Source organism: Aeromonas sp. 2MA4 (genome assembly GCF_029237305.1).
GTDB classification, from domain to species: Bacteria; Pseudomonadota; Gammaproteobacteria; order Enterobacterales; family Aeromonadaceae; genus Aeromonas; species Aeromonas salmonicida.
Genome location: NZ_JAACFY010000003.1, coordinates 311872 through 324723 on the forward strand (window position 1 = coordinate 311872; position 12852 = coordinate 324723).

Consider the following 12852-nt stretch of genomic DNA (forward strand, 5'->3'; position numbering starts at 1 on the left):
TTCATGCTTTTTACTGATTCGGCGATTGAATCTCATCTCTGCGCCCCCATATACTCAGCCAAGCGCTTTGCCAACGGTATAACAAGCCGAGAGGACATATATGAACCTAGAGCGTTCAGAACGCATCGAGATTCCCGTCCTGCCTCTTCGTGACGTGGTGGTTTACCCCCACATGGTCATTCCACTCTTTGTGGGGCGGGAAAAATCCATTCGCTGTCTGGAAGCGGCCATGGAGCAGGACAAAAAAGTTCTGCTGGTGGCCCAGAAGGATGCGTCAACCGATGAGCCGACGGTGGAGGAAATTTTCTCCGTCGGGACAGTTGCCAATATTCTACAGATGCTCAAGCTGCCGGATGGCACCGTCAAGGTGCTGGTGGAAGGGGGCCAGCGTGCCCGTCTTGAGCGGATAATCGATGACAAGGACTTCTTCGTCGGTGAGGCGCAGTACATCGCGTCTACCGCCATCGAGGAGAAGGACCAGGACGTGCTGGTGCGCTCCGCCATCGGTCAGTTTGAAGGCTATATCAAGCTCAACAAGAAGATCCCGCCCGAGGTATTGACCTCGATTTCGGCGATCGATGATGCTGCTCGCCTGGCCGATACCATGGCCGCGCACATGCCGCTCAAGCTCGAAGACAAGCAGAAGGTGCTGGAAATCGCCTCTGTGTCCGAGCGCATCGAGTTTCTGATGGCCATGATGGAGTCGGAGATTGACCTGCTGCAGGTCGAGAAACGCATCCGTACCCGGGTCAAGAAGCAGATGGAGAAGAGCCAGCGGGAGTACTATCTCAACGAGCAGATGAAGGCCATCCAGAAAGAGCTGGGTGAGCTGGAAGACAGCCCGGATGAATTTGAAGCCCTCAATCGCAAGATTGAAGAGGCAGGCATGCCGGAAGATGCCCGTGAAAAGGCCCATGCCGAGCTCGCCAAGCTGAAGATGATGTCTCCCATGTCTGCCGAAGCCACAGTCGTGCGCAGCTATGTGGACTGGATGGTGCAGGTGCCTTGGAAGGCGCGCTCCAAGGTCAAGAAAGACCTTGGCAAGGCGCAGGAGGTGCTGGATTCGGATCACTTTGGTCTGGAGAAGGTCAAGGAGCGCATCCTCGAGTATCTGGCGGTACAGGCGCGGGTGAACAAGCTTAAAGGTCCGATCCTCTGTCTGGTTGGTCCTCCCGGTGTGGGCAAGACCTCGCTGGGCCAGTCCATCGCCAAGGCAACAGGTCGCAAGTATGTGCGCATGGCCCTGGGTGGGGTGCGTGACGAAGCGGAAATCCGCGGTCACCGTCGAACCTATATCGGTTCCATGCCCGGCAAGCTCATCCAGAAGATGGCGAAGGTGGGGGTGAAGAACCCGCTGTTCCTGCTCGATGAAATCGACAAGATGAGCTCGGACATGCGTGGCGATCCCGCTTCTGCCTTGCTGGAAGTGCTGGATCCCGAGCAGAACAACAGCTTCAACGATCACTATCTGGAAGTGGATTATGACCTGTCGGACGTCATGTTCGTGGCCACCTCCAACTCCATGAACATCCCGGGTCCGCTGCTGGACCGGATGGAAGTGATCCGCCTCTCCGGTTATACCGAAGATGAGAAGCTCAATATTGCCAAACAGCATCTGGTCTCCAAGCAGATCCAGCGCAACGGCCTGAAAGAATCCGAGATCACCATCGAAGATTCTGCCCTGGTCGGTGTGATCCGCTACTACACCCGCGAGGCGGGGGTGCGGAATCTGGAGCGGGAGATCTCCAAGATTTGTCGCAAGGCGGTCAAACGCATCCTGCTGGACAAGAGCATCAAGCATGTTCAGGTCAATCAGGCCAACCTCAAGGAGTTTCTCGGGGTACAGCGTTTCGACTACGGCAAGGCCACCGACCAGAACCAGGTTGGTCAGGTCTGTGGTTTGGCGTGGACCGAAGTGGGCGGCGATCTGCTCACCATCGAAACCACCAACATGCCGGGCAAGGGCAAGCTCACCTACACCGGTTCACTCGGTGATGTGATGCAAGAGTCCATTCAGGCTGCCATGACGGTAGTACGGGCCCGAGCCGACAAGCTGCGCATCAATGCCGACTTCTACGAGAAGCGCGATATCCATGTGCACGTGCCGGAAGGGGCGACCCCGAAAGACGGTCCGAGTGCCGGTATCGCCATGTGTACCGCCCTGGTCTCCAGCTTGACCGGTAATCCGGTTCGTGCTGATGTGGCCATGACGGGGGAAATCACCTTGCGCGGCGAAGTGCTGCCCATCGGCGGTCTCAAAGAGAAGCTGCTGGCGGCTCATCGTGGTGGCATCAAGCGTGTGCTTATCCCGAAAGAGAACGAACGAGACCTCGAAGAGATCCCGGACAACGTCAAACAAGACCTTGAAATTTATCCGGTTCGCTGGATTGATGAAGTGCTGGAACTGGCGTTGCAGGACAATCCGCAAGGGTTTGAGCGCGTTTCTGTCGTGTAAATGTTGATGCGCCGCAAATTTGGCGCATTCGGGGGGTGGTTAAGGCTTGCATGCGCCGGGTAACGGAAGTAGCCTTGACCACCGATCGGGAACTCATGATGAGTCGCAAGGCGTGATGTGGCGCGGGTTTGCGCCAGATTGTCACTTGCAACTGATCAGGAGGCTTGCTATAAAACCTCCACTTGTTGTGGCCAGGGAAATCGGCGCCGCAGCGATGTTCGATAAAAGGGGAATATAAGAGTGAATAAATCTCAACTGATTGACAAGATTGCAGACGGTGCTGATATCTCCAAAGCCGCTGCTGGCCGTGCGCTGGATGCTTTCATTGACGCCGTCGGTGAAGCTCTGAAAGAGGGTGACCAGGTTGCTCTGGTGGGTTTCGGTACTTTCGCCGTGCGCGAGCGTGCTGCCCGTTCTGGCCGTAACCCGCAAACTGGCGCGACCATCGAAATCGCAGCTGGTAAAGTTCCTGCTTTCAAAGCCGGCAAGGCCCTGAAAGACGCTGTCAACTAAGCCGGGCGCTGATATTACATCGGCCACCGTCCTTGGTCACAGACCAGACAAGTGAGAGGGCTCTCCCTCATACTGATTGACCAAGGCGCATCGCAATCGGTGCGCCTTTTCATTATTTACGCCCATCGAGTTCGGGAGCATAAGTACAAACATGATGTTGGATAAACTACGCGAAGGGGCGCAGGGCAAGGTAGCCAAGGTTATCTTGGGCCTGATCATCCTCTCCTTTGCCTTGGCCGGTGTAGGCAGTTACCTCAATGGCCCGGCACGTACCGCCCCCGCTACCGTCAACGGCAATGACATCAGCTCCGCTGCGCTGGAAAATGCCTATCGCAACGAGCGGGCCCGCATGGAATCCCAAATGGGGGAATCTTTCAGCCAGTTGGCCGCCAACCCTGACTACATGAAGCAGTTCCGCCGCGGTGTGCTGGACAGGCTGATCGATCAGGCCCTGTTCGACAGCAAGGCCCGTGAACTGGGTCTGCGGGTCAGTGACGAGCAGATCAAACAGGCCATCATCGCCATGCCGGAGTTTGCCGAAGATGGCAAATTCAACAATGACCGCTACCTGCAGCTCATTCGTCGTGCCGGCATGACACCGGAGATGTTCCGTGACTCACTGCGCCAGGACATGGTGCGTCAGCAGCTGATGGGCGCCCTGCTCGGCACCGAGTTCGCGCTCAAGGGTGAAGCGGAGCAACTCGACAAGCTCTACAACCAGACCCGTGATCTGCGTCTGGTGCGTCTTGCTGCCGCCGCTTATCTGGGCGATGTCCAGGTTTCCGATCAGGAAGTGGAGCAGTACTACAAGACCAACAGCGCGCGTTTCATGAACGACGAGAAGGTGAAGGTCGACTATCTGCTGCTGGATGCGGCCAACCTCGGCAAAGATATCAAGGTCACCGAGCAGGATGCCAAGGATTACTACGATCAGCACCAGGACCTGTTCCAGCGTGCCGAGCGTCGTCATGTAGCGCATATCCTGATCCCGTTTGGCAAGGATGAGAAGGCGGCCGAGAAGCTGGCCGGCGAACTCCTGACCAAGGCCAAGGGCGGCGATGATTTTGCCGCGCTGGCCAAGGCCAACTCCTCCGATACTTTCTCTGCCAAGAAGGGCGGCGAGCTGGACTGGTTCGAGAAAGGGGTGATGGATCCGGCCTTCGAGCAGGCCACTTTTGCCCTGAACAAGGCGGGTGATCTCTCTGCCGTGGTGAAGAGCCCGTTCGGTTTCCACGTCATCAAGTTGCTGGGTGTTGAAGTGGCTCAGACCAAACCGTTTGTGGATGTCATGGGTGAAACCATCCGACGTCTGCAGGCTGACAAGGCCAAGGAGCTGTTCTTTGCCGAGCAGCAGAAAATGGCTGACAGCAGCTTCGAGAACCCGGACTCGCTGGATCTGACCGCAGATACCATGGGCCTCAAAGTGCAGTCCGTTGACTTCTTCAGTCAGGCGGATGCACCGGCACCCCTCAATGATCCCAAGGTGCTCTCGGTGGCGTTCTCCGAACAGCTGCGCGATGACAACACCAACTCTGATGTGATCGAACTGGCTGATGGCAAGGCGCTGGTCCTGCACATCACAGGTTATCAACCGAAAGCGGCCAAACCGCTGGCGGAGATCAAGGAGCAGGTGATCGCGGCCATCAAGCATGACAAGGCCAGTGAAGTGGCTCGTGGCAAGGCGCAGGGCCTGCTGGACAAGCTGAAGGCCGGTGAGAACATCCAGGCCGATCTGACTGCGCTGGGCTTGAAGATGGAGACCCACAAAGGGGTTGCCCGCTTCGCTCAGGACATGGATCAGAACCTGGTTGCCCAGGTGTTCCGCATGCCTCATCCGAAGGATGGCAAGCCGAGTGTGGAGCTGGTCGCCGAAGCCAATGGTGATCGCGTGGTGGTCGCACTGGACAAGGTGGTGGTAGCCAAGGAGCCGTCCCAGATGGTCAGCCTGCTGCAAGGCCAGCTTGGCCAGGGCAAGGCCCAGGTGAGCTACAAGTCCCTGATCGACGAGCTGCGCAAAGCCGCCAAGATCGAGTACTTCACCGATGTGGAAGCCACAGTCGAATAAACCCGACCGGTTGCAACCCATTGAAAGCGGCCCCGTCATGGGGCCGTTTTTTTATCTGCGAAGTGGGGTTGAGGTCGCTATGCTGGCTGCGTGACCTGCGTGACCTGCGTGACCTGCGTGACCTGCGTGACCTGCGTGACCTGCGTGACCTGCGTGACCTGCGTGACCTGCGTGACCTGCGTGACCTGCGTGACCTGCGTGACCTGCGTGATACGTTATGCGCAGCGTAGAAATGCGGATATGTGATGGTTGCCGGCAGGGGACGGATCAGAGCGCGGCGGTAATAAAAAAACCGGCAATCACTTGCCGGTTTTTTCTATTCAAGCGCCCTGGCAGGCGAGGGGTTACACCACGCCCTGAGTGCGCAGGTACTCCTCGTAGGTGCCGCCGAAGTCACGGATGCCGTTCTCGCTCAGTTCCAGGATGCGGGTCGCCAATGAGGAGACGAACTCACGGTCGTGGGAGACGAAGATCAGGGTGCCCTGATACATTTCCAGCGCCATGTTCAAGGATTCGATAGATTCCATATCCAGGTGGTTGGTCGGTTCATCCATGATGAGGATGTTGGGGCGCTGCATCATCAGCTTGCCGAACAGCATGCGACCCTGTTCACCACCGGAGAGCACCTTGACCGGCTTCTTGATGTCATCCTGGGTGAACAGCAGGCGACCGAGAATGGAGCGTACCGCCTGCTCATCTTCATTCTCCTGTTTCCACTGTGCCATCCAGTCGAACACATTGAGGTCGGTGTCGAAGTCTTCGGCATGATCCTGAGCGTAGTAACCGATCTGGGCATTCTCGGACCATTTGACTGTGCCGGTGTCCGGGGTCAGATCGCCAACGAGGGTCTTGATCAGGGTGGATTTACCGATGCCGTTGGTACCCAGAATGGCGACCTTCTCGCCCACTTCCAGCATCATGCCCAGATCCTTGAACAGGGGCGCATCGCCATAGCCTTTGGCAACGTTTTCCATTTCCAGGATGTTGCGGTAGAGCTTCTTCTCCTGCTCGAAGCGGATGAAGGGGTTCTGACGGCTGGACACCTTCACTTCCTCAATCTTGATCTTGTCGATCTGCTTGAGGCGAGAGGTGGCCTGGCTGGATTTGGAGGCGTTGGCGCTGAAACGGGAGACGAAGGATTGCAGATCGGCGATCTGGGCCTTCTTCTTGGCGTTGTCGGAGAGCAGACGCTCGCGGGCCTGGGTGGCGGCCGTCATGTACTCGTCGTAGTTGCCCGGGTAGACGCGCAGCTCGCCGTAGTCCAGATCCGCCATGTGGGTGCAGACGGAGTTCAGGAAGTGACGATCGTGAGAGATGATGATCATGGTGCTTTCACGTTCGTTCAGCACCTGCTCCAGCCAGCGGATGGTATTGATATCCAGGTTGTTGGTCGGTTCGTCCAGCAACAGGATGTCGGGGTTGGAGAAGAGGGCCTGGGCCAGCAGCACCCGCAGTTTCCAGCCTGGAGCCACTTCGCTCATGGGACCGTTGTGCTGTTCGATGGGGATACCTGCACCCAGCAGCAGTTCGCCTGCACGGGATTCAGCGGTATAGCCATCGTACTCGGCAACCATGCCTTCCAGCTCGGCGGCCTTCATGTAGTCGTCGTCGGTGGCGTCCAGGTTGGCGTAGATGGCATCGCGTTCGGCGATGGCGGCCCACAACTCGCCGTGACCCATCATGACCACGTCCAGCACGCGCATCTCTTCGTAGGCGAACTGGTCCTGGCGCAGCTTACCGATACGCTCGTTGACGTCCAGGCTCACATTACCGCCGCTCGGCTCAAGGTCGCCGCCGAGGATCTTCATAAAGGTGGACTTGCCACAGCCGTTGGCGCCAATGAGGCCATAGCGGTTGCCGCCGCCAAACTTGACGTTGATGTTCTCAAACAGCGGCTTGGCGCCGAATTGCATGGTGATGTTATTGCTGCTTAACAAAGTAAGTGTCCCGGTTGGTCTGTCAAATGGCGCGCATTATGGCACAGATCCCCCGAAAGTTTTAGCAAGAACTGTGATCTGGCCCCATTGCGGGTAGGGCACAGATCAGGTGGCAAGTCCTCTGTGAAGTCCGTGACTGGTTCTCATGGCATGGGGGGAATCGTCAGTGAGCGTCGGCCATGAAAAAAGCCGGCGCAGGGCCGGCTTGCAACAAGGTAAGTTGTGGTTAGTGGGCCGTCGCGCTGGAGGCACCGAGCCCGGTTTGTGAACGGATGAACTGGGGCAGGAACTTGGCATGTTCGTCGGCCGCATTCTCGGACTTGTCGGTGACAGAGAACAGCCAGATCCCGATGAAAGCCACTGCCATGGAGAATAGGGCAGGGTACTCGTAGGGGAAGATAGCTTCTGCATGACCCAGTACCTTCACCCACACGGTCGGGCCCAGTACCATCAGGCTGACAGCACTGACCAAACCGAGCCAGCCACCGAAGACGGCACCGCGCGTCGTCAGACGGGACCAGAACATGGAGAGGAAGAGCACAGGGAAGTTGCAGCTCGCCGCAATGGAGAAGGCCAGTCCGACCATGAAGGCGATGTTCTGCTTCTCGAACAGGATCCCCAGACCGATGGCGACCACCCCCAGCACCACAGTGGTGTACTTGGAAACGCGCAGCTCGTCGGTTTCGTTGGCCTTGCCCTTCTTGATGACGCTGGCATAGATATCGTGGGAGACCGCAGAAGCACCAGCCAGGGTCAAGCCTGCGACCACCGCCAGTATGGTGGCGAACGCAACGGCGGAGATGAAGCCGAGGAACAGGCTGCCACCGACTGCATCGGCCAGATGAATGGCTGCCATATTGGTGCCCCCCAGCAGGGCGCCGGTGGCGTCCTTGAAGTCAGGGTTGGTGCTGACCAGCAAAATGGCGCCAAAGCCGATGATGAAGGTCAGGATGTAGAAGTAGCCGATGAAGCCGGTGGCATAGAACACCGATTTACGGGCTTCCTTGGCGTCGCTCACTGTGAAGAAACGCATCAGTATGTGGGGTAGACCGGCGGTACCGAACATCAGCGCCAGACCCAGCGAGATGGCGGAGATGGGATCAGACACCAGTCCACCCGGACTCATGATGGCGATGCCCTTCTCATGCACCTTGACCGCTTCGCTGAACAGGGCACCGATATCGAAGTTGACGGACTTCATCACCATGATGGCCATGAAGCTGGCACCGGAGAGCAGCATCACCGCCTTGATGATCTGCACCCAGGTAGTGGCCAGCATGCCGCCAAACAACACATAGAGCACCATCAATATGCCGACCAGCACCACGGCCACATGGTATTGCAGGCCGAACAGCAGCTCGATGAGTTTGCCCGCACCCACCATCTGGGCGATGAGGTAGAGGGCCACTACCACCAGGGAGCCGCTGGCGGAGAGGCTGCGCACCGAGGTCTGCTTGAGGCGATAGGAAGCCACATCAGCAAAGGTATATTTGCCGAGATTGCGCAGCCGCTCCGCGATCAGGAACAGTATGATGGGCCAGCCCACCAAAAAGCCGATGGAGTAGATGAGGCCATCGAAGCCCGAGGTGTAAACCAGAGCGGAAATACCGAGGAAAGAGGCGGCAGACATGTAGTCACCGGCGATGGCCAGACCGTTTTGAAAGCCGGTGATGCGTCCGCCAGCGGCATAATAATCGGAGGCGGAGCGGTTACGCTTGGAGGCCCAATAGGTAATGAACAGGGTACCCGCCACAAAGATCACGAACATGACGATGGCAGAGATGTTGAGGGGTTGGCGATTGACGTCGCCGGTCAGCGCCTCGGCCGCCAGCAAGGGGGAAGAGGCCAGCGAGGCCAGCAACAGCAAAGACTTGCCTTTCATGATTGCACTCCCTTGAGGATCTTCTGGTTCAGCTCGTCGAACTCGCCGTTGGCCCGGAATACATAGATGCCGGTCAGTATGAAGGAAGATAGGATCAGCCCCACTCCCACCGGGATACCACGGGTGATGGTGGATCCCTCGCTCAAGGGGGTGCCAAGCCAGCCGGGGGCAAAAGCGATGAGCAGGATGAAGGCCAGGTAGAGCCCCAGCATCAGGATGGAGAGGGTCCAGGCAAAGCGCTGGCGTTTGGCCACCAACTCCTGGAAGTAGGGATCTTGCTGGATCCTCAAGTAACGTTGCTGTTCCATTGCAGTTCTCCATGACATAAGTGTCAGCGGTGGATGAAGGGAAGTCACTACCGAGCAGGCACCCTGCTCATGTAAGTAAAATGTGAATTAAATGTTACTTGTGGGCAATTAGACTTTGGGATAAGCCAGTGGCCCGCCTTGAGACAGGCGCAGGTAGATAAGAGCCGCCGTGATGGCATCACTCAGGGCGTCGTGTACGGGCAGGGAAGGCAAGTTCAGGTGCTGGCGGATGGCGGCCAGATGCAGGTCGATGACCGCGTCGGGATAACGGTGATAGAGGTGATCGTGGTAGAGCCGGCTCACCTCTATCCCTTGTTGGGCAAGGGTCAGCCCCCACTGTTTCTGGCAGGCCAGGTTGAGAATGCGCAGATCGTAGGCGATGTGATATCCCACCAGTTCACGTGGGCCGATAAAGGCCAACAGCTGGCACAGTGCGGCTTCCAGCCTCATGCCCTGTTGCAGATCCTGATGGCGCAGGCCGTGGATCACCACGGATTGCGCGTTCAGGCTGGCGGGGGCTTGTACCCTCAGTGAGAGCGCTTCGCCGGTCAATATCCGGTTACCCTTGATGCGCACGGCCCCGATGGAAACGATCTCGGCCTGGGCAGGATCCAGGCTGGTGGTTTCAAAATCGAGGGCAATCAGCTCATCCTCTGGTGGCAGAGCAAAGAGCGGTGCGAACTCGCCAGTGCGGAAAGAACGGCCATACCAGTAGCGTCGAGCGCGGCTCAACATGGTTATTGTCTCAGACGAAAGTGCAAGGTGAGCCACTGCTGGAACTTCTTCACCTGATGCAGCGCCTGACGCAGCAGATCCCGCTCGCTGTGGCTGAGTTCATTGACCTGTACCCGGCTCTCTCCTCCCTTGAGCTGGCTACGCAATCGCAGGCGGATAAAGAGTCGAAATGCCTCTGCCAGATTGTCACCATAGCTGGCGCTAAGTCGTTCTGCCGCCACCAGTGCCTCGATGCGCCCCAGGGTCGAGGTTTCCATAATGGTTGCCTCCAGTGCCAGCATACGGATGCCATGGACCAGGGGGAACAGTCCGCCCCGCTTGAGATCCAGCCCATCAGCGGAGCGTTCCAGCCGGCCAAACAGGGTGAGCGGCGCATGAAAAGCCACTGCCGGTCTGACCATCTCCGCCAGCAGATCCCGCCTGTCGGCAAGCTGCTCCCGCAGTTGGCGGGCGATGGGAGGGAGCAGGTTGCGATCTCCGGCGATAGGGTGAGCATCGGCCAGGGTAGCGAGCCAGAGCAGGCTGGCTTCGTTTGCTGCGAGGCAGGCCTGCTCAATCCCACTCTGCCACTGTGTCATCTCTTTCACCCATAGGGGATTGTTGACCATCACCTGGCCGGGGCAGGGCGGGTAGCCGAGTTGCTCAAGCAGTGCGCTGAAGGCGGCCAGATCTTCCTGTTGACTGGGCCAGTGCAGGTCGGCAGGCAGGATCAGGGCATTGTCCTGATCTGTTTTGAGGATCTGTTCGCCGCGCCCCTCCGAGCCCAGCATCAGCAGGCACACCTTGTCCTGCACCTCGGGCGGCATCACCAGAGAAAAAGCCTTGGCGATCAATTGCTCGTTGATGGTGGCGATGAGTTTCATCAAAAAGGCGGTGTGGATACCCTGACCAAACAGGGAGCGGGTCAGTTGTTGCTGCTCCCGGGCCACCGCTTCCAGCGCGGGCAGTGTCTCGGCGCGGGCGATGCGCAGGGTCAACACATGAGAGTGGGTGGAGAAGAGCCCCAGCACCTGTGCCAACTGCAAGATGCCCATCACTTCACCTTGTTGCCAGATGACCAGCCGCTTGATGCGATGACGGGTCATCAATAACAGGGCATCAAACAGATAGCTGCCCAGTGGCAGGCCAATCAGCGGTGCCGGGGTCAGCACGGCGAGCGGTGCCGTCAGCGGCAGCCCCTTCAGGGTGAGGGCGTGCAGCAATGTCTTGCGGGTAGCCAGGGTCAGGCTGCCATCGTGAGCGGGATAGAGCAGGCAATCCGTGCCCTTGGCCACCATGGCCTCGGTGGCCGCCAGCAGGCTGAGCCGGTTTTCGACGACGAGCGGTGCTTGCAGATGACCGGGTTCAATCCGGGTCAGGATAAATTCCGCCAGATTCTTCTGGCCCAGCTGTTCGCGCTGCTCTTGTTGCTGTTGTCGTTCGGCCAGGCTGGCGGTGAAGTAGCCAGCCAGCGCCGGATTGCTGTCGCACAGTGCCCGAAACTCGGCGTGGGGAATGAGCTGGCAGAGGGTATCTTCCAGTGCGTTGAACTGGTGGCGACAGCGGCCATCAAACTGGGCCCGCACATCAAACAGATCGTCGACCCCGTAATCGCCAAAATGGTGATGGGTCGCGGATTCCTCCACCGCTCCCTTGATGATGAGGTAGAGGCCGGGCGGGGCATCACCAGCGTTCAACACCGTCTGTCCCGCGCGAAAATAGCAGATGGATAGGTGCTGTTCGAGCCGCTCACGCTGCTCTGCATTCAGTACATCAAATGGGGGACGGGCAAAGTTGAACAAGCTGGTCATGGCAGTCCTTGGCCTGTGGCGTCAGATCAGTCTGACAAAGCCGTGACGCAGGAGCCAGCCGACTTTAGTCGCACACCTTGCCTGCAACAGGAAGCGGGAAAATGGTGGCCTCGCTGTACCTCGCAATAACACTCTGATAACGTGGTGGTATGACCAGTTTGATTCAAGGATCGGAGAGGGAAATGGAAAAACCAAGGGTCAAGTGCGAGATCCGGGACGGTATCGCCGAGGTGATGCTGGCGCGGGGGGACAAGCTCAATGCGCTGGATAGAAGCATGTTTGGCGCCATCGACCAGACGCTCGCCGAGTTGCAGCAACACAAGGGACTGCGGGCCGTGATCCTGTATGGGGAAGGTCGCGCCTTCTGCGCCGGGCTGGATGTGAAATCCATGCTCAAGCAGCCGGTGGCGGCCCTGGACATCCTCAAGCGCGAGGCAGATGAGGCGACCAATCTGGCTCAGCGGGTCGCCTATGGCTGGCACCAGCTGCCGGTGCCTGTGATTGCCGTGACCCAGGGGGTGTGCTTTGGCGGCGGCTTGCAGATTGCCCTCGGCGCAGACTTCCGGTTCAGCACCCCGGATTGTCGCTTCTCCGTGATGGAGATCAAGTGGGGCATCATTCCCGACATGAGTGGCAGTGTTACCTTGCGTAACCTGATGGGGGTGGATACCGCCATGGAGCTCGCCATGAGCGGGCGCGAGTGCGATGCGCTGGAGGCCAAGTCCCTCGGGCTGGTGAGCCGGGTATGTGAGGATCCGCTGACCGAGGCGCGGGAGTTTGCCCGTACCCTCATCACCAAGTCGCCGGATGCGCTGGCGGGGATCAAACAGCTCTACCAGCAGGCCTGGGCTCGCAGTGATGAGGTGATGCTCAAAGAAGAGACCCGCTTGCAAAAGCAGATCCTGGGCCGACCCAATCAGTGGCGCGCCACCTTCAACAGCCTGTTTCGTTGGCGCTTGCCGTTTGGGCCGAGGCGCAACGCCCTCTGACGTGGTAAAGGGAAGCGGTAAAGGATACAGCAAAAGAAAAAGGCACCTTCGGGCTGTCTCTTATACAAAAATCCCCAAGCGTCGCTTGGGGATTTTTTTGAACTTCTCTCCCATTCTGTGATCTGAACCTTTCATCGCTCTCTTCCCTGGTTCTAACATGCCCTTCACTCAACCGGCG

10 protein-coding genes are annotated in these 12852 nt (G+C 58.3%); 5 read left to right on the forward strand and 5 right to left on the reverse strand.

What is annotated here, in order from left to right; genetic code table 11:
- Positions 1 to 100: 100 nt before the first annotated feature.
- The 4 genes from lon (at position 101) to GWQ31_RS05470 (ending at position 5263) form a co-directional block, all read left to right on the forward strand.
- Positions 101 to 2455, forward strand: a complete 2355-nt coding sequence (gene lon / locus GWQ31_RS05455) for an endopeptidase La (RefSeq protein ID WP_021140372.1) — start codon at positions 101 to 103, stop codon at positions 2453 to 2455.
- Between the two features lie 240 nt (positions 2456 to 2695).
- Positions 2696 to 2968: a nucleoid-associated protein HU-beta gene (hupB, locus tag GWQ31_RS05460; protein WP_005315375.1), complete on the forward strand. Its 273-nt coding sequence runs from the start codon at positions 2696 to 2698 to the stop codon at positions 2966 to 2968.
- A 151-nt stretch (positions 2969 to 3119) separates the two neighbouring features.
- The gene (ppiD, locus tag GWQ31_RS05465) at positions 3120 to 5033 is read left to right on the forward strand and encodes a peptidylprolyl isomerase (RefSeq protein ID WP_265463137.1); all 1914 of its coding nucleotides are present in this window, start codon (positions 3120 to 3122) and stop codon (positions 5031 to 5033) included.
- Positions 5034 to 5101: 68 nt separating this feature from the next.
- The gene (locus GWQ31_RS05470) at positions 5102 to 5263 is read left to right on the forward strand and encodes a hypothetical protein (protein WP_275908842.1); all 162 of its coding nucleotides are present in this window, start codon (positions 5102 to 5104) and stop codon (positions 5261 to 5263) included.
- Positions 5264 to 5377: 114 nt separating this feature from the next.
- Here GWQ31_RS05470 and GWQ31_RS05475 read toward each other — a convergent pair whose 3' ends face one another.
- The 5 genes from GWQ31_RS05475 to GWQ31_RS05495 form a co-directional block, all read right to left on the reverse strand.
- Entirely contained in the window at positions 5378 to 6970 is a 1593-nt protein-coding gene (locus tag GWQ31_RS05475) for an ABC-F family ATPase (protein WP_099993441.1), read from the reverse strand.
- Between the two features lie 226 nt (positions 6971 to 7196).
- Complete coding sequence (locus tag GWQ31_RS05480) at positions 7197 to 8852, reverse strand: cation acetate symporter (RefSeq protein WP_275908843.1); 1656 nt, start codon at positions 8850 to 8852, stop codon at positions 7197 to 7199.
- Positions 8849 to 9160 carry a DUF485 domain-containing protein gene (locus GWQ31_RS05485; RefSeq protein WP_265421471.1) on the reverse strand — a complete coding sequence of 104 codons (312 nt, stop codon included), beginning with the start codon at positions 9158 to 9160 and terminating at the stop codon, positions 8849 to 8851. Before GWQ31_RS05485 ends, GWQ31_RS05480 begins: the two co-directional genes overlap by 4 nt.
- Positions 9161 to 9268: 108 nt before the next feature.
- Positions 9269 to 9895 (reverse strand): 3'-5' exonuclease, encoded by a 627-nt coding sequence (locus GWQ31_RS05490; protein WP_275908844.1) that lies wholly within the window; start codon positions 9893 to 9895, stop codon positions 9269 to 9271.
- Between the two features lie 2 nt (positions 9896 to 9897).
- A complete protein-coding gene (locus GWQ31_RS05495) occupies positions 9898 to 11685 on the reverse strand; it encodes a putative nucleotidyltransferase substrate binding domain-containing protein (protein ID WP_275908845.1) in 1788 nt (595 codons plus the stop codon).
- A 182-nt stretch (positions 11686 to 11867) separates the two neighbouring features.
- Between GWQ31_RS05495 and GWQ31_RS05500 the strand changes: the two genes are divergently transcribed.
- Positions 11868 to 12674, forward strand: coding sequence for a crotonase/enoyl-CoA hydratase family protein (locus tag GWQ31_RS05500; protein WP_021140231.1), 807 nt, complete (start codon positions 11868 to 11870; stop codon positions 12672 to 12674).
- Positions 12675 to 12852 lie beyond the last annotated feature (178 nt).